This window comes from Pedobacter alpinus, from assembly GCF_042684645.1.
GTDB lineage: Bacteria > Bacteroidota > Bacteroidia > Sphingobacteriales > Sphingobacteriaceae > Pseudopedobacter > Pseudopedobacter alpinus.
The window spans coordinates 125234-144601 of record NZ_JBHULV010000046.1 but is presented as its reverse complement, the minus strand read 5'-3'; the positions used below and the strand labels follow the sequence as shown (position 1 = coordinate 144601).

Annotated in this window: 12 protein-coding genes; 5 read left to right on the top strand and 7 right to left on the bottom strand. The window is 33.5% G+C overall.

All coding sequences use genetic code 11. The features are described 5' to 3' along the window. The 5 genes from ACFSSE_RS13605 to ACFSSE_RS13585 all read left to right on the top strand — a co-directional run bounded on the left by ACFSSE_RS13605 (position 1) and on the right by ACFSSE_RS13585 (position 6850). On the top strand, positions 1 to 3390 hold the full coding sequence (locus ACFSSE_RS13605; protein WP_379040312.1) for a UvrD-helicase domain-containing protein: 3390 nt from the start codon (positions 1 to 3) through the stop codon (positions 3388 to 3390). 252 nt (positions 3391 to 3642) lie between these two features. Then, entirely contained in the window at positions 3643 to 4767 is a 1125-nt protein-coding gene (locus tag ACFSSE_RS13600) for a CofH family radical SAM protein (protein WP_379040313.1), read from the top strand. Between the two features lie 12 nt (positions 4768 to 4779). Then, positions 4780 to 5337: an SMC-Scp complex subunit ScpB gene (gene scpB / locus ACFSSE_RS13595; protein ID WP_379040314.1), complete on the top strand. Its 558-nt coding sequence runs from the start codon at positions 4780 to 4782 to the stop codon at positions 5335 to 5337. A gap of 131 nt (positions 5338 to 5468) precedes the next feature. Then, positions 5469 to 5651 (top strand): hypothetical protein, encoded by a 183-nt coding sequence (locus ACFSSE_RS13590; protein WP_379040315.1) that lies wholly within the window; start codon positions 5469 to 5471, stop codon positions 5649 to 5651. 80 nt (positions 5652 to 5731) lie between these two features. Next, positions 5732 to 6850 carry a GNAT family N-acetyltransferase gene (locus ACFSSE_RS13585; RefSeq protein WP_379040316.1) on the top strand — a complete coding sequence of 373 codons (1119 nt, stop codon included), beginning with the start codon at positions 5732 to 5734 and terminating at the stop codon, positions 6848 to 6850. A 240-nt stretch (positions 6851 to 7090) separates the two neighbouring features. Here ACFSSE_RS13585 and ACFSSE_RS13580 read toward each other — a convergent pair whose 3' ends face one another. The 7 genes from ACFSSE_RS13580 to ACFSSE_RS13550 form a co-directional block, all read right to left on the bottom strand. Next, entirely contained in the window at positions 7091 to 8500 is a 1410-nt protein-coding gene (locus ACFSSE_RS13580) for a glycoside hydrolase family 28 protein (RefSeq protein ID WP_379040318.1), read from the bottom strand. Between the two features lie 111 nt (positions 8501 to 8611). Then, positions 8612 to 10264 (bottom strand): UxaA family hydrolase, encoded by a 1653-nt coding sequence (locus ACFSSE_RS13575; RefSeq protein WP_379040319.1) that lies wholly within the window; start codon positions 10262 to 10264, stop codon positions 8612 to 8614. A 4-nt stretch (positions 10265 to 10268) separates the two neighbouring features. Further along, positions 10269 to 11783, bottom strand: coding sequence for a tagaturonate reductase (locus ACFSSE_RS13570; protein WP_379040320.1), 1515 nt, complete (start codon positions 11781 to 11783; stop codon positions 10269 to 10271). A gap of 7 nt (positions 11784 to 11790) precedes the next feature. Next, positions 11791 to 13725 carry a glycoside hydrolase family 88 protein gene (locus ACFSSE_RS13565; protein ID WP_379040322.1) on the bottom strand — a complete coding sequence of 645 codons (1935 nt, stop codon included), beginning with the start codon at positions 13723 to 13725 and terminating at the stop codon, positions 11791 to 11793. A gap of 326 nt (positions 13726 to 14051) precedes the next feature. Beyond that, complete coding sequence (locus tag ACFSSE_RS13560; RefSeq protein WP_379040323.1) at positions 14052 to 15041, bottom strand: pectinesterase family protein; 990 nt, start codon at positions 15039 to 15041, stop codon at positions 14052 to 14054. A gap of 10 nt (positions 15042 to 15051) precedes the next feature. Continuing rightward, on the bottom strand, positions 15052 to 16215 hold the full coding sequence (locus ACFSSE_RS13555) for a right-handed parallel beta-helix repeat-containing protein (protein WP_379040325.1): 1164 nt from the start codon (positions 16213 to 16215) through the stop codon (positions 15052 to 15054). 345 nt (positions 16216 to 16560) lie between these two features. Beyond that, complete coding sequence (locus tag ACFSSE_RS13550) at positions 16561 to 19293, bottom strand: pectate lyase family protein (RefSeq protein ID WP_379040326.1); 2733 nt, start codon at positions 19291 to 19293, stop codon at positions 16561 to 16563. Between the last annotated feature and the right edge of the window lie 75 nt (positions 19294 to 19368).

Below are 19368 nucleotides of genomic sequence, written 5' to 3'. Positions count from 1 at the left end.
ATGGCTAAAAAAATACCACAACCTTTTGTAGCTACCACAGTTAATTTAAGCGGTAGTAACTTAATTGAAGCCAGTGCCGGCACCGGAAAAACCTACTCTATTGCAATTTTGGTTTTGCGTTTATTGTTAGAACAAGGTTTGCACATTAAAGAAATTTTAATGGTTACGTTTACCAAAGCCGCTGTTGCCGAGCTGGAAGAACGTATCCGCTTATTTGTGCGATTAGCTTATAAAGTTGCTCAAGGCGAAGAAATTAAAGACGCCACAATTACCAATTTAGTAAATAAAGAAATTATTAAAAATCCTGAAGAAGTAAAAAGACTTTTAAAAGAGGCAGTTTTATTTTTAGATGAAACATCGGTTTTAACCATACATAGTTTTTGCCAACAAACTTTAAACGAATTTGCTTTTGAAACTCAGCAACTTTTTGGGGTAGATTTAATGCAAGACAGTGCTACTATTTTAGAAGATGAAACCAATAAATTTTGGCGAAAATACATCACAGGTATTCCTACCGATTTTTTAAGTTTACTTATTGATTTTGGTTTTAGAAAAGAAGGCGTAAAAAAAACGGTAAATAACCATTTAGCTGGCAAAAGGTATTTTGCTTACCAAACAGGCAAAAACTACAATTTAAGTTTATCAGATTTTGACTTAGCTAAAGCTGAAATAACACTTTGTCAAGAAAAACTAACAACAGAAACTACTGCTTTAAAGCAATATATAATAGCAAATAATGTAAATATTACAGCTGCTTGCGAAGGCAATACAACCGCCCGTAAAAACATTTTACCTATTGTAAATGACGTTGATTTATTTTTAGAAACTATTATTGATAAAAGAAAAAGTGCTTACATCAATAATTTATTTGATGATATTTTAACCAGGTACGATGCACTTGAAGAAATCAAAAATGAACTGGCAGAAATTATAGCTGTTATTGTGCGCAAACTAAATTGCCACGCTATACAAGAAATTAGCGAAGGTGTTAATTACTACAAAAATCGCTACAATCAAATTACTTATGATGATTTGATTAGCAACTTGCACCATGCTTTGGTAAACAGAAATAGTGCTGTTTTAAAGACCTGCTTGCAGCAAAAATATAAAGCTGTATTTGTTGATGAGTTTCAGGATACGGACCGTTTACAATACGAAATTTTTGAAGCTGCATTTTCAGAAAACACCACTCTGTTTTACATTGGCGACCCTAAACAATCTATTTATGCTTGGCGTAAGGCCGATATTTTCACTTATTTTAAGGCAAAAGAAGCGGTAAATAATCTTTACGGAATGAATCAGAATTTCAGATCTTCCGAAAGGTTAATTGAAGCTATGAATGTGTTTTTTAAACCTAAAGAGGACTTTGAAACTTTCCATTTTGCACAAGCTGAAAATAGTATTGATTATATCTCGGTAGAATCGCCAACAAGCAACAATAAAGGAAATATAATTTATAAGCAAAACCTAATACCACCAATTCAAATTATAGAATGCACTAAAAAAGATTTTATTCAGGATAGTTTAAGTGCACAAATTATAGAATTACTAAACAATAAAGACTACCAAATATACGCTGATGGTGCTTACAGAAATATACTACCTAAAGACATAGGCATACTTATTAGAACAAAAAAGCAAGGTGTTGAAATTAAAAACAGCTTAACAAAATACGGTATTCCTGCTATTACTATTGATGATGGAAAGGTTTTACAAAGCGAAGAAGCGGCTTACGTTTTATATATTCTAGAAGCCATTAATGAGATTAGCACAGCTAACATCAATAAAGCTTTATTATCCCCTTTTACAGGTTTTCAGGAAGAAAATATTTTAGCTTTAGATAGCGAATTAACCGTTGAACTTTTTAGAAAATATAAGGCCACTTGGGAGAAAGATGGTGTTTATGCTGCTTTAAAAGAATGGATTAAGGATTTTTCTGTAGAAAATCATCTTTTAAAAAACAGCTTAAGAGACGGAGAAAGACTCATCACTAATTTGTATCAGTTAATTGAGCTTTTACATAAAACTCAAAGCCGCAAAAGTTTAAACGCCTTAGAATTAATAAGCTGGTTAAAACGTGGTTTGGAAGGCATGGCTACCGAAGGCGACGAATTTGAACAACGAATTGAAAATGATGAAGAAGCTATAAAAATTGTAACCATACACAAAAGTAAAGGCTTAGAATATAAAATTGTTTTTGCGCCAAATTTAGATTTATTGGCAGAAAGCAAACATTTAGATTGTAGTTTTAGAGACCCAGAAACCGGAGATTATATCTCGGCAGAAAAGCCTGAACTTACTGCAGAGCAAAACTTAGAAGTTACCAAACAAGCTGAACAAGAAAACCGCAGATTAATTTATGTAGCTATTACCAGAGCTGTTTCGCAATGTTTTGTATATAGAAATACGTTTTATAAAAACTCATCTTTAACTTATTTTACTGATGTTTTAAAAGAGTTAAAATCGCCTTTAATCAATTTCAATAATCAAATAGAGGCTTTAAATCCAGCTGAAAACTATTATAAAACTAATGGTATAAAAGAAGTTTTAACAGATTTAAAAGCAGTAGATTTTAAATTATCTGAAGAGAACTGGCGCAGAATGAGTTATTCTATGTTGCGGGCAGAGCATCCAATTAGCATAAAACCTAAAAGCAAAGAACAACTTAACGATTATGATAATTTCATTTTTAACCAGTTAAAAAAAGGAGCCAAAACTGGAAATATGCTCCACTTTATATTGGAGAATATCCATTTCCACGATAAAAGTAAATGGTTTGATGTTGTAAATAAAGCAATTGATCTTTTTGTGCCACAGCAACAAGATGTTTATGCGCCAATGCTAATGGAGTTATTACACCACGTTTTAAATACAACCATCAAAATTGATGAAGATGAATTTAAACTTTCGGAAGTAAATTCTTTTAAATGTATTCATGAGTTTGAGTTTGATTTTACAGTAAATAATTTTATCCCTGGCGATTTAAATAAACTGAGCAACGAGGAACTGCATATTGACGTTAAAGCCTTCCCCATTTTAGAAGGTATTATGAATGGTAAAATTGATTTATTTTTTGAGCATAAGGGCAAATTTTATGTTTTAGATTGGAAATCGAACTATTTGGGAGATGCCGTTGTAAACTACGAAAAGCCAGAATTACAAAAAGCAATGAGCGAAAATAATTACCATTTGCAATATTTAATTTATTCTTTAGCTGTTAAAAAATATTTAGAAAGTAGGTTGACAAACTTCAATTATAAATACCAATTTGGAGGAGTAATTTATTTGTTTCTACGTGGAATGAGAACCAATTCGGATACAGGCATATTTACTTATAAACCGCAAATAAGTACCATTGCAAATTTGGATGTGAGGTTAACAGCTGTTTAGGATCCATATTTTAGAAAACAAAAACGCCAAGTTAAATAGCGCTTATTTTTGGCCACAAAACAAATATGAAAAACAATATGGCAAACCTATAAACTTTCATTTATTAAAATCTTCAGCTAATTTTATGAATATAATTTTCAGATTAAAATAGCTGAAATCTTGATAAATGTAAAACCATCATCATAAAGCTAAATTATGCTAAAAAACAAAAGCATCGGCAAACAAAATTGAAAATTAGCTGTACTTTTGAATATGAATATACCTGAGATTTTAAACAGGGCTCAAAATTTCGAGTTTTTAACTTTAGAAGAAGGTTTACACCTTTACCGTTATGCAACAACTCCAGAGTTAATGTATGTTGCTAACGAATTAAGAAAAATACAAGTGCCACATGGTAAAGTAACTTGGCAGATAGACAGAAATGTAAATACTACCAATGTTTGTATTGCTAACTGTAAATTCTGTAATTTTTTTAGAAGGCCAGGACACGAAGAAAGTTACATTACAGATATTGAAACTTACAAGCAAAAAATTGAAGAAACCGTACAACTAGGTGGCGATCAGCTATTGTTGCAAGGCGGGCATCATCCAGATTTAGGTCTAAAATTTTATTCCGATTTATTTAAGCAATTAAAAGAACTATATCCAGAAGTAAGGCTTCATGCTTTAGGTCCGCCAGAAATTGCCCATGTTGCCAAATTAGAGGGAATTAGCCATTACGAGGTTTTAAAAGAATTGCAACAAGCAGGTTTAGATTCTTTACCTGGAGCTGGTGCCGAGATTTTGAACGACAGAGTACGTAGGTTAATTTCTAAAGGAAAATGCGGCGGACAAGAGTGGCTTGATGTAATGAGAGCTGCACATCAACTAAATATTGCAACATCTGCAACCATGATGTTTGGGCATATTGAAACCATTGAAGAACGTTTTGAACATCTAATTTGGTTACGTGAAGTGCAAAGCGAAAAACCAGAAGGTAATTATGGCTTTTTGGCATTTATTCCTTGGCCTTTTCAGGATGATGGCACTTTATTGAAAAAAATAAGAGGCATCACAAATAATGTAACTGGCGATGAATATATAAGAATGATTGCACTAAGTCGTATCATGTTGCCAAACATCAAAAACATACAAGCATCTTGGTTAACCGTTGGTAAACCCGTTGCTCAAATTTGCTTGCAAGCTGGCGCAAATGATTTTGGTTCTATTATGATTGAAGAAAATGTGGTGAGTGCTGCCGGTGCTCCTCATAGGTTTACTTCAAACGGAATTCAAGAATCTATAAAAGCAGCAGGCTTTGAACCCCAATTACGTAATCAGCTTTATCAGTGGAGAAACGATGTTAAAGAGTTAAAGCAACAGGTTATTGATTATTAAGATTAAAAAACAATGCTCACTCAATACATTGAAGCTCTAATTTTCGCATCTGATACCAGCTTAAGATTGGAGGAAATAAATATTTGCTTACAAACTGCTTTGGAAAAAGATTTTGAAGATGCGGAATTATTACAGCACATTGAACAAATCAAAGAAAAATACATTCAGCAACAATCTGCTTTAGAGTTGGTAGAAATTTCTGGAGGTTACCAATTCTTAACTCGTAAAGAAATGCAACCTATAATTACACAGCTTCACCTCCAAAAATCTAAGAAGAAGTTGAGCCAGTCTGCATTAGAAACATTATCAATAATAGCTTACAGACAACCCATAACAAAGTTAGAAATTGAACAAATACGCGGCGTAAACTGTGATTATACGATTCAAAAACTGTTGGATAAAGATTTAATTAGTATTTCTGGCAAGGCAGATGGCCCCGGAAGACCTCTTTTATACAACCTAAGTCAGTATTTTTTAGATTATTTTGGAATTAATTCTATTACGGATTTACCTCAATTAAAGGACATTGAGGAACAAAATCAATCGGAGATTGGAGAAAAAGCAGAATAATTTGAAATCAATTTTTTGAATCTAAAATTTCCTTATATTTTTGCCTTAGAAACACACCAAAAAAAAATTATTTTTTTTATAACAATTTTAAAATTTAGTACCTTTAAAAGAGTAAATTAAAATCACACACAATGGGAAAGCTAAACAAACCGACAAAAAAGCCAGTTGACAAACAAGCTGAAGATGAAGACGAAGATGACATTGTTGCGCCTAAGTCTAAAAAGTACGAAGATGATGATGACACCTTCGATGGCCCCTTAGATGATATTGCCGGGTTTGATGATTTAGGATTTGATGACGACGATGATTTTTAAATCATCTTAAATATATTTATTTTAGAAGCATCCGCCAAATGGGCGGATGCTTTTTTTTTACTGTAGCAATTATAAGTTTTATGAATATTACTGAGGTAAATAACCCCAAAACACAAAAAGATTTTTTAGATGTTGCCAGAATTATCTATGCAAACGATCAAAATTGGGTTTGCCCTTTAGATAAAGACATTAACGCTATTTTTGACCCAACTAAAAACAGTTTACATAAACAAGGGAAAGCTAAAAGATGGATTTTAAGAGACCGCAACAATAAACTAATTGGCCGAATTGCAGCTTTTGTAAACGGAAAAAAAGCCCACACTTTTGAACAACCTACTGGCGGAATTGGGTTTGTAGAATGTATTGATGATAAAGCTGCATTTATTTTGCTATTTGATACCGCAAAAGAATGGTTAAAAGAACAAGGTATGGATGCCATGGAGGGCCCAATAAACTTTGGAGAAAATGATATTTTTTGGGGATTACTAATTGAAGGTTACACACAGCCTTCTTATGGTATGAATTATAATTTCCCGTATTACCACCAACACTTTATAGATTATGGTTTTGTAACAGAGTATGAACAAATGACCAATCATTTAGATTTATATAAACCATTTCCAGAACGTTTTACTAAAATTGCAAACTGGGTTAGTAATAAAGAAGGTTATACTTTTGAGTATTTAAATCCTAAAAATTTTGATAAATATGCTGCTGATTTTTTAGAAATTTATAATGATGGATGGCAAAACTTCGATAATTTTGCTCCTATAAAACTTGAAACAGTTAAAGAAAGCTTTGAGCAGATGAAGCAAATTATGGACCCTAAACTAATATGGTTTGCCTATATTAATGGCGAACCTGCTTCTTTTGTGGTTATTTTACCCGATGCTAACATTATGATAAAACCTTTAAATGGTAAGTTAGATTTAATAGGCAAGCTGAAATTTTTGTACAAAAAACTAAGAGGCGTAAACAGAATGAGAGCGGTAGTAATGGGAACTAAACAAAAATTCCAAAAACATGGGTTAGAGTCTGCTATTTTTATAAAGTTAAAAAACTACGTAATCCCCAAAAACCAATACGATGAATTAGAACTGTCTTGGGTAGGTAGTTTTAACGATAAAATGTTAGCAATACATACTGCAACCGGTTCTGTTTTTGGTAAAAGACATGCAACAATGCTCTGCAAATTTTAAAAATTATTAATCTTATCTAAAACGAAAAGTTAAGGCTTTCTCAAAAATAAAATGTACGGTCTGATAATCGCTTAAACAAAAAGGTTCTCCAGCACTTGTCCAAATAAATAGATAAAAAAAGAGGCTGTTCTCGCTTTTTGAGACAGCCTCTTTCATATATTCAACTGTTACTGTAAGCTTATTTTAGGACAAGACAATATTATATTAAATATGCTTTTTATAGCTCTACGTTAAAATCGTTTATTTATCAGTTGTAGTATCTACTTTTTTGCCGTTAATTAAAACATTCTTAAATACCATATTTTTTGTGTGGTTTGCTTTTACCGGAACTTCAACCCCTTCAATAGTGCAGTTAATTAACATTAAATTTTCTACCGGAGACTCTTCATAAGCATCAACTAAAACACCATATTTCCCTCCCTTTTTAACGTTCATGTTTTCAACTACTACATTTCTTATTGTAGGCATAAAGTCTCCAGGGGCTTCATAAAACATATTGCACCTAACAGCGGCTTCTTTATAAGTACCTACTTCTATATTTCTTAAGTAAACATTTTCAATGATTCCACCTCTTAAAGAACTGGTTTTAATTCTTAATACCCTGTCTAGCTCTGGACTATCCATTTTTAAATTTTGGGCAAAAATATTTTTAGCACCTCCAGAGATCTCGCTACCAATAACAACACCACCATGCCCATCTTTCATTTCGCAGTTCTCAATAATGTGGTTCTCTGCTGGTTTAGCAATTCTTCTACCGTCTTCGTTTCTTCCAGATTTAATAGCAATGCAGTCATCTCCAGTGTCAAAGTAGCAATCTTTAATCAATACATTTTTGCAAGATTCAGGATCGCAACCGTCATTATTTGGACCATGAGTGATGATTTTAACATTTGCTATTGTTACATTTTCGCAAAGCACTGGATTTAAATTCCACATTGGTGCATTAATAATTTTAACATCAGAAATTAAAACATTGTTGCAAAGATAAGGCTGAATAAATGCCGGACGTAAATAATGTCCTTCGCCATAAATTCTTTTACGAGGATCAATCTGTTGTTTATTTTGTTCAAACAACAACTTATTATCTGCTCTCTGGTCATTCATTCCTTCTTTCCAGCCGTACTCTTCTTTTGCTTTCCAAGGCCACCAATATTCATTGTTTGCATTTCCGTCTAAAATACCGTTTCCGGTTATGGCTATATTTTCTTGCTCATAAGCGTAAATAAGCGGCGAGTAATTCATCAATTCCATCCCCTCCCACCTCGTAAAAACTAAAGGTAAAAAGTCTTTGGTATCGCGGCTAAATTTGATTTTCGCATCATCTTCTAAATGTAAATTAACATTGCTTTTTAAATGGATTGCACCAGTTAAAAAAGTTCCCTTTGGCACAATTACTCTACCACCACCATTTTCATGGCAAGCTTTTATTGCTTTTGCAAAGGCTTCGGTAACTAATACAGTGCTATCAGTTCCGGCACCGTAATCAGTAATTTTAAAATCTTTCTTCTTAAACTCTGGTGCTTTAATTAATTTACGTATAGAGTCTGCTGTTACCCATGCCCTTTCGGTATAGCTAATTTGCTTTTTTTGGGCACAGGAGTAAAACCCTAATATGGCAAATATGCCAAAGCTTGCAAGTAATTTGTTCATATTAAAACTTTATTAAACTTTCGTTTGGTTAAAATTGAAATCTTTGTATTTAATCAAAAACCTTTTTTTTAATATATAAAATATGGTTTTAGCTAATGGGAATATATTAATCTACAATGATACCCCACGTTTCCAAGGAATAAAATCGTCTTGACCATTACGCATTGCACTCACTTCAATTTCGCCACTTGCAACCTTAATTACGTAATCTAAAATACGTTCGCCTGCTTGGTAAATGGTTTCTTCGCCGTCAATAATTGTTCCCGTGTTTACATCCATAATATCGCTCATTCGGTTAAATAAAATGGTATTGCTAGCAATTTTCACCACCGGAACTATTGGATTACCTGTTGGTGTACCTAAACCTGTAGTAAATAAAACTACGTTTGCACCAGATCCAACTTCGGCTGTGGTTGATTCTACATCGTTACCCGGAGTACACAATAAATTTAAACCCGGTTTGGTTACTTTTTCAGGATAATCTAAAATTGCTTGAACAGGAGAAGTACCTCCTTTTTTTGCCGCTCCTGCAGATTTTATCGCATCGGTAATTAAACCATCTTTAATGTTTCCTGGAGATGGATTCATATCAAACCCAGAACCTGCTGCTTCGGCCCTTGCTGCATAAGTTTTCATTAGTGATGAAAAACGCTTTGCTTCGTCAACCGTAACGCACCTATCACTAATATTTTGTTCTACTCCGCATAATTCTGGAAACTCGGCTAAAATAACTTTTCCGCCTAAAGCAACCAATAAATCTGAAGTGTAGCCAATTGCTGGGTTAGCAGAAATTCCAGAAAAACCATCAGAACCACCACACTCTAATCCGATAGTAATATGGCTAAGCGGTGCAGGTTTTCTTGTATGCTTATTCGCTTCTACCAAACCTGCAAAAGTTTGCTTTATAGCCAATGGCAACAAGTCTGATTCTTTACCAACTTGTTGTTGATCTAAAACATATAAAGGTTTAGAAAAATTTGGATCTCTTTTAGCAATTTCTGTTTGCAAAGTGTTTACCTCTGCATTTTGACAGCCCAAACTTAATACCGTTGCACCAGCAACATTTGGATGAGTGATGTAACCTGCCAACAATGCACAAAGTGTTTCAGAATCTTGTCTGATACCGCCACAACCGCCCTGATGAGTTAAAAACTTAATGCCATCAACATTTGGGAAAAGCTTTTTCGATTTTTCTCCATCGCTTTCCGTAAATAAATCAACTTTTAAAATATCTTCAGCATCAGCACCAGTTTTATATAAATCAATAAGCTTTAAAGCCTGATTTTGGTATGCTTTTTTTCTGCCATAACCTAATGGGCTAACTAATGCGTCTTGTAATACTTCTAAATTTCTATTCTCGCAAAAAACCATCGGAATAACTAACCAATAATTTCCAGTTCCTACACTCCCATCTGGGCGATAATAACCGTTGAAAGTAACATTCTCCCATTTGCTAACATCTGGTTTATCCCAAGAGGTTTTACGCTCGTCTCCAATTTCAAAACTATTGGCAGCATGTTTTACATTTTCTGTTGTGATACGATTACCGGCTTTTAAAGCTGTTTGCGCCTTGCCTACTAAAACGCCATACATAAAAATTTCTTCACTTAGATTTAAGTCAGTTGTCAAAAATTTATGTTTTGCTTTAACGTCATCTAAAAGCGTTACTTTCTCCTCATTGTAAATGATGATTTCACCTTTAAAAAGGTCTGTTAAAGCAACTAATAAATTGTCATTTGGATGAACTTTTAATACTCTTTGCATAATTTTAAGATACTAACGAACTTTTGTTTTTTGTAATAATTTCTTTTATAACTTGAGGGCTATCCATAGATTTTAGATGCTTCTCCACACATTGGCTAAATTCAGGAATTTCTGTAAGTGATTTCCCCCAAAGAGAAACATCGCCTAAAACGGCAACCACAATATTGTCAGCATTGTTTTTCCAAAGTTGAGCTAAATGGCTTGCTTTGGTATCGTTAATATGATATTGTTGGCCATTAGCTTCGCCAAAAAATTTATTATCTGTATCTGATACGGGCTTCATAAACCTAATGTAAGCTGCAAAGCCCATAGCAATAAGTTCTGGCACTTTGTTAAATTGTTGGACGTAATTTAACAACACAGGTAGCACCCTCATTTTAAGCTTTGAACTGTAATTTGCAGTAATACTTAACCATTGGTGGTTGATGTAAGGATTTTTAAAACGATCTAACACGTTTGTTGCAAATTCTGTAGTTTGTTCTTCCGTAACTTGGTACGGAATGGCCGGAGCAATTTCATTACGCATTAAATTTGCAACATAAGCTTCAATAGCTTCATCATCCATTGCAGATTTAACCGTATCGCAACCTGCTAAAAATGCTAAACCGCAACTTAAAGTATGCGTACCGTTTAGTAAACGTAATTTTAACTCGCGGTGAAGGTCAATATCAGGAGTAATTACAACTCCTTTATCTGCCTTTGCAAAAGAAAGTTTTTCTTTAGTTTTTTCGTTTCCTTGAATTGCCCATAAGCGGTAAACTTCAGACATTACTAACAGGTCGTCTTTATAACCTAATTCGCTTTCAATATCCTCAAGTTCTTCTTTTGCAGGTTTACCGGGCACAATACAATCTACTAATGAATTACAAATTTCGTTATGATTTTTAAGCCAATTGATAAAATCGTCTGATAAATTATTTTGTTTTGCTAACTCAAAAAGCACTTCGGTTAATTTGGTTCCATTATCTACAATTAGCTCTGTAGGTACAATTACCAAACCTTTATCTGCAGCGCCATTAAAAGCTAAAAATCTATGATGAAGAACAGCCAAAAGCTTGCCTGGAAAAGAAAGTGGTGGTGTTGAAGTAATATTGTCTTCTGTTAAAACAATACCAACTTCTGTTGTATTGCTAATTACAATTTCTAAATCTTTATTTACAGCTAAATCTAAAATTTGTTGCCATTGTGTACTTGCAGTTAGTACTCTGCTTATAGCAGATGATATAATGTTTTTAGCAACTGCATTTCCGTTTTCTATCCCGTTTATACTTAATGTGTATAAACCATCTTGGTCGTCAAAATCTTTAGTTGTGCCATAATCTGTTGATTTTACTACCACAACTCTACCATTAAAAACACCTTGGCGGTTGGCTTTATCTATAAAAAAATCGGGTAAACCCCTCAACAAAACTCCAGTACCAAACTGTAATACTTTTTCTGGTAGGTTAAATAATGAAGATTGCGGAATTTCTACATTGTCCGCATTAATACTACTAAGGTTTTTTATGTTTAAAATCATTGTCTTATTATTTAGCTTGTTTTAAAAGCCAAGCAACCAACTGTTGGGCCGCTTGTAAATTTTCAAATTTGTTAGGCAGTTTTCTTCCGTCCGTATATTCGTTGTATAACCAAGGGTCGCCAACGGCAAACACAGTACCTTTTCCCAATTTTGATGTAGCCATTACAACATCTCCATTATGGTTAACTACTGCTTTTGCTGGTTCTTTTAAACCTAAAGTGCTAATCTCTTTTAAGTAGGTAGTTGCACCTAATGGAAAAACTTGGTTACCTGCATCAATTTTAATTAAGCCCATATCAAACTGGCTTCCTGTGACTGGGTTTTTCAATTCGTTCTTAAACTCGATGCCAAATTGGCGAGCAAGATCATTGAAATGAGGAAGTTCTGCATTGCTTGAATCGTTTGCCATCAGCAATAAAACCCCTCCTTTTTTTACCCATTCCACAATATTTTGAATTGCTGGAGCTTGCATATAATGCGGAAATTCTGTTTCCTTTTTAGTATCAGGATCAACAATGATATAAACACTTGCATTAGCTAAATTGGTTTCAGTTGGAGACTCTTTTATAGTCTCCGTTTTTGCTCCTGTATAACGAAAGTGTTCTCCTAACAATCCGAAACCATTATTATCCCACTCGTTCCATACGTAATGAAAACTTTGGTTGTTCCCGTTAATATCTTTCCTAAATTCGTTGTTGAAAAAGTTGTCTAACATTACAGTTTTGCCAGCGCCAACCTGTGATATATTTCTTAGCTCCATTTCATTGGCCGCCATTATAAATGCACCAGCACCTTTTGGGTCGTCTTGTACAACTTTTTCACTTAAATAATATTCATAACTACCGTCTCGGTAAGGTTTTCCGCCCAAACCCGCAACGCTAACCGTTCCGTTTAAGTGTAAAAAGCCTTTATCATCAGTTTCTAAAAATTGATTTTTAATACCTGCATAACCTTTTTCTGCAACTTTTTCAAATGAGGCATCTACATAGCCCATTCTAACTGCTTTCGCGAGGGTATAAACAAACATACTTGACGCTGAAGCTTCCAAATAATTTCCTTTGCCATCCGGCTTATCCAAAATTTGATACCATAATCCGTTTTTTTTGTCCTGAGACATTTGTATTGAAATAGCTAAGCGATTTAAAACAGCTAAAAGTTCTGTTCTTTTAGGATGATCTTTTGGAAAGTTATCTAAAACATCAACTAATGCCATCCCATACCAACCCATAGCTCTTCCCCAAAAATTTGGAGAATTGCCTGTAGTTTTGTTAGCCCAGGCTTGTTCTTTAGATTCATCCCAACCATGGTAAATTAAACCTGTATTGGTATCTCTTGCTTGTTTTTCAATATCTACGAATTGATTTACAACGTCATCAAAAACCTCCGGTTCGTTAAATTCTACAGCCCATTCTGTATAAAAAGGCATGCCCATATAAAGTCCATCTAACCAAACTTGCCAAGGATAAATCTTTTTATGCCAAAAACTTCCGCCATTGGTACGTGGTTGTTCTTGCAGTTGCTTTCTTAATTGCGCCGCCGCAGTATAATATTTCTTCTTACCTGTTACTTTATATAAGAGCATCAAATTAACCCCATTTCGTACATTGTCTATATTATAATCTGCAAACTTGTAAGTTTTAATATTGCCTTGTTCATCAATAAAACTGTCCATGCAGTCTTGTATATATTTAAAATATTCGCCTTTCCCTGTACGTTTCCAAACTTGACTAATTCCTGTTAAATAAACCCCAGTTTCGTAAGTCCATTTTAACGGACGACTTTCATTTAATACTGGATAGGCATATTTATCTATAATAGTCTTTGAAAGCTCCTCTGATAGACTTTTTTTATCATCTACTTTCTTATTTTTAATTGATGCACAAGAGCCCATCATTATTAAAACAGGAACTATTAAAAAACAGATTTTTTTAAATTTTGTCATTTTTTTATTTGATGTTTGAGTACAATTCCGACTGCTACAGCACCGAATCTGCTTTGTTAAATTTTCTTTTTAATAATTTGACTGCGGTAATTTTAGGTTTACAAACAGGTTTTGGATTAATGTTCAATACCGTGTTTAAAGCAATTTTAACGATTATTGTTATCAAATAAAACGGAATAGAGGTATTTATTTATGCAACCGTTACCGGCAACGATTGCATAGTTTTGTTTTATTGTTTTTAAAAAATATTAGTGAGCAATAGTAAAATAATACTAGACTGTAAATTGAGCGTCTATTAGCTTTATTAAAAAAATGACAACTGATTATTAAGGTTGCCAATCGGAAAAAATATTTTTTAATGTATATTTTTTTGCTTCCTTTTTTGAAAGTTGATGTGTCCATTTTACACGATTTGAAGGATTTGCACCAATACCTTTGCTATTGTATTCTGCATAAAAAGCGGTTTTTTCTTTATCAGAAAACATGGAATCTCCTTTCCAAGGATCCCAACCTTGTGCAACAATGTGTTTTCCTAAATCACAATTTATAAAAACTGTTTTGGCATAAGGACGCCAAGGCCGTCCTAAGTAAACTTTATCAACGCCATCGGCAGTTATTAAACTACAATTAAAAAACACATAACCATATTTTTGATTTGCAGAAGTTGAAGCAGCTGTTACATAAGAGTTGGATAAACTTTTTATGGTGCAATTTTGAAAAACGGCTGTAGCTTCTCCAAAAATAAAATCTGTAGTACCTGTTATATAGCAGTTTTCAAAATAATTTTTCCCATCTTTTGCAGTGTAAAGTGTGTCTTGGTTTCCCAAAATATTGCAGTTTTTGATGCTTACTTTATCGCCTTCAACCATTAAAGCTACCGCCTGCCCCACTTTGCCAGCCGTATTTTGAATAGTTAAGTTTGCCACACTACAATTATTAGCTTGTATTAAAACTGTATAAGAAGTATAGGTGCTGTATTTTGTGTTGCCAGTAAAATCTTTTGTTGGGAAATCTTTGCCAGAAAAGTCATCATTAGTAATGATTGTTTTCTCTTTACTTTCTCCAACTAAAGCAATGTTTTTTTTCCACGAAGGAATTACCAGTTTTTCATTATAAACACCGTTTTTAATATTTATCGTAACTGTTTTTTGCGAATGATCTCTTACTTTATTAACTGCTTCTTGTATAGTTTTAAAATCGCCACTTCCATCTTTAGCCACTGTATAACTAAAAATTTGTGCCTGTGCTTTACTTATTGATGGCAGCAAAACCAACCATATATAAAATATTGCATGTTTGATCATCGCTTTTTTCATTGATGTTTAGTTAGTTTTTAGGTATCTTAATATTTGGCAAACTACCATCTGCTTTACGTGGTTTTGAAAGTTCTTTCAAATCTAAACTTACAAAATCTCCCATTTTAAATTCTTTAGCCAATTGCCAGCTATTGTTTTCTATAACTTTCTCATCAGCTTCTAAAGACCCAACTTTCCCAAATACCACCGTATTTTTAATTGTCAATTTTGAAACCTGATTTTTGCTGCCAAAATTTAAATTCTTTTCTGCGTTTAGAAAGGAAGTACAGTTTAATAACTCAACTGAACCTCTATTACTATTATGGGCAAAACCATTTTTTGTGTTTAGGGTTGAAAGACAGTTAATATATGTAGCATTATGCTTTAAAAGCTTATCATCACTGCCTCCAGTTTTAAATCCGTTTCCGTCTCCTTGGCCCTTTGTACCATCTTTTAGTAAACCATTACCAAAAGCCCAACAATCTTCATAGGTGGTGTTCACATTATCTGTTCTTTTCAAATAACCATCCCACCCGTCATCAAGGTTTTGCCAAGCTCTGCATCCTTTAAACTTGTTGCCAGAACCTGCGTCAATTTTACAAGCAAAGCCATCAGCATCTTCTATTTTAGAATCAGCATTAAAATAAGAATCACAGTTTAATATGAGGTTATTTGCTGCTCCGGCTATTAATTGTAAACCGGTATCTAAACATTCTGAAAAAGTGCAAAATTCAATAATGTTGTTATTCCCTCCGGTAATTAATATTCCATTATCACCTGCTTTTGAAATATCAATCCCTTTAATATGCCAATAACTTGTTCTTAATATGATCCCTTGGTTAGCGTCTCCTTCTGCCAATGCGCTAAAATCAAATTTAGGTCTTTGCGTATCGCTTGGGTCTGCTTTAAAAGTAATTATTGAATCTACTTTACCATTAATTTTAATATTTATTCTTTCATTAAAAGCATAGTTACCACCCTTTACTAAAATAACATCGCCAGGTTTGACATTTTTTACTGCGGTTAAAACCTCTTCTGGGGTAGAAACTTTTATCTCATGAGCTTTGTTATTAGCAAACAAAGCCGATGATTTTATTTGTGTTGTATCTTTTGTTTTATAATTGGATGCAGAGCAAGAAGCGATACCCAATATTAAAAAAATCGCTCCTGAAATAACATTATTTAAATTTATCATGCTACTATTTTTAAATTAGTTATAAACCAGTATTATACCGGAATAAAGTGTTTAGGTTTATTCAATTATCTTCTGATAATTAATTGGCTAAAATTGTTTTTACTACAATTTAATGATTACAATTTTAGCAAAAACAAGAAGGAATAAGAAGTAATTTGATGTTTATATTTGTGCAATCGTTGCCGGTAAACTGCAATTTAAGCATTAAAAAAAGCGCTGCACCCGATGGCGCAACGCAAATATTTTGAAGAATTAATTTTTATACATAATCAATAATTACAACTATAAAAAGCAATCAATAATTCACATAAATAAGCCTACAAATGAGCTTTTATGTTAGTTAAATTATTGTTTAATAAATTTCACTGATGTTATTAAGCCTTCGTTTTCAAAAACCATAAAATATACCCCAGTTTTTAGTGCAACTACGTTTACTAAAGAATTAAAAGTTCCTTCAGCTACAGTTTGTTTGATAAAAACTCTTCCTTCCGTTCCAACAATTTTAATGAAAGCATTCTTATCAGCACTTTGGTGTAACACATTTAAAATCTCATTGGTTGGGTTTGGGTATGCTTTTAAAACTGCTTTGCTAGTAAAAGAAGCAACTACAATTTTACTATTACTAAATTTTCCGTCGTTATCGTTTTGTCTCAGCTGATAATAATTATTACCCATAATTGGGCTTCTATCCATCAACAAATAATTTTGAATTCCGCTTTTGTTTTCTGCTGGCACTGTTGCTATTTTAACAAAATCACCATCATCTCCCTTTCTTAAAATTTCGAAATCTTTAGTATTTATTTCATTAGTGGTTGTCCAAGTAAGTTTTACCGATGGATCATATTGATTTTCAACTTTAGCATCAAAAGCTAAAAAGGTAAGTGGTAATGTAGTACTTGTTTTCGCTTTCGGAAAAAAGTCAACCACATCTGCACCTGCTAAAAGCGGAACAATTTTACGTGTTACCGATGCCGACATTGGTGTGTAAGCATAATAGGTTGATGGGGTAAATACTGAAGAAGGATTAAATTCATCGAATTTTACAGAACGACCAGAAGGGTTTAGCATTGCAGAATTTAACTGTGCGGTAATTAACGGCAAACCGCTATCATCATACTCATTGCCAACTTGTTTTAAACCTGTTGCGGGATAATTACCTGTTTTAGAGGTGAATTTGTCATCCGAATTATTTCCAAACACCGCTTTAAAGTCTGTTTCGGCTCTATCTGCATACATTCCCCAAACTGTATTTAAAAAGAAGTTATTCTCTGCATAAACCGATGCGCTATTGGCAGCCGCAATACCGTAAAGCATTACATTTTCTTGCAAATTATTTAAAACATGCACTTCACCAAACCTCACTCTTGGGTTGCGAGAATTGGTATGATAAAAATGATTGGCGTAATAAGTTATTTTTAACCTACCAGCATCAATAACACCTTGGGCAGGATTATCTGAATGCCCTACCAATCCTGTTTTCCAACTGTTACGATATTTTGTCCAAGAAATAGTCACATAACTAGCTCCATCTTTTACATCAATTCCTCCGTCTGGGTGTTCACTATCTGCAGGTAAAGTTGTAGGATGTCCAACTGTACAATGATCTACCCAAACATGATGTGTTTCTGGTTCTCCAATGTTTATCCCGTCATCGTAATAGTCTTGTATAGTAATATTTCGGATGATAAGATTTGAAGAACGTTTTACATTTATCCCAAAGTTTAATATTACATTTTTGCGGCCAATTATTGTTAAATTTTCTTGCTCTTGTATCGTAAGCATTTCATTTGCCCAAACAGATTCTACACCACCTGTACCTGTATAAATTCCGGCTTCTAAAACTATTGTTAAGGGGTTGTTGCTGTACGTTTTATATTTTATTCTGTTTTGCAAAATGGTGCAAAGCTTAGCAAATTCTGCTGGTCCGTTAATGTAAACCGTATCTTTAGTTCTGCCTGAAATTATGGCACCACCGCCAGTTGTTGGTCCAGTAAATCCATCAGCGGTCATAGAAGCAAAACCTATTACTTCATTAAAGTTCACAACAGGAAATCCAGTTACATCAATTTTATTGACGTTAACCGTCCAATTTTTAGTGGTATTATCAGGTGCAGTTACTGTATAAACTACGGGATTATTAAAATTTTGAGCGGTATTTATTCCGGGAGAAATAACTGCATTATCTGATAAGTAGATATAATAAGGGGTTAAAGACCCTAGGTTAACGCTGTCAGGAATATTTACGGTAATGGTTCCGGCATTCTTATTTATAATGGAAGCTCCAAATTGTGAATTACGTAGTTTAAAATCAGTAATTTCTTTTAGGGTAGAACTCACTTCAGAAACTATAACTGTCCAAACTTTAGTTGTTCCGTTCTCTGCTGTAACTGTATATGTTACGGGGCTATTACTTGCGAAATTTCTAGTAGCAGTAGCTAAAGGACTGATGCCAGCAAAACTTGATACAGCAATACTTGCAGGAGCAACATTTGTTAAATTTGTACCTGCTAAAACATTTACCGCAACAGTATTATTAGTTGCGTTTATTACCTCGTTGCCAACTTGGTTATTCATTTTAAAAGAAGTAATCTTATTTGCGGAACTTAAACCACTTGAGACCAATACTAAATCGTGAACTTGGGTATTGCCACTGGTTGCTTCAATAATGATACTAATTGATTCATTTGAAACTAAATCTGGATAAATTGTGGTGAGATTAAAAGATTGTGCCGCTAAAACAGATACAGTTGGCAACAAGGTTGTATATGTAGCAGCATTGCCTTTCTTATACTTTATGGTAACAGTTCTTGTAGATGTTGAAGTTGACTTCATATTCACCACTAAAGAACTACAACTTGATACATCTAATTGTATTTTTTGAACAGGATTAATTTGTATCATCCCTTTACTACATACTCCATCCGCTGCTTTTGTGGCGTTAGGAGTACCATCACTTGTTAAAAAGTTAATAGGTGATGTATTATCAAACTTAGTGTTGATTAATGTTGTTTGAGCTTGAAGATTAAGAAACGAACATACAAAAACAACAAACAGGGCAAAGAACTTTAAACTTTTCATTTTAATTGGTTAGGAATTATTATTACCTTTTAGAGGGAGAAAATCACTTTTTATTTATTTATTAATTCTAAAACG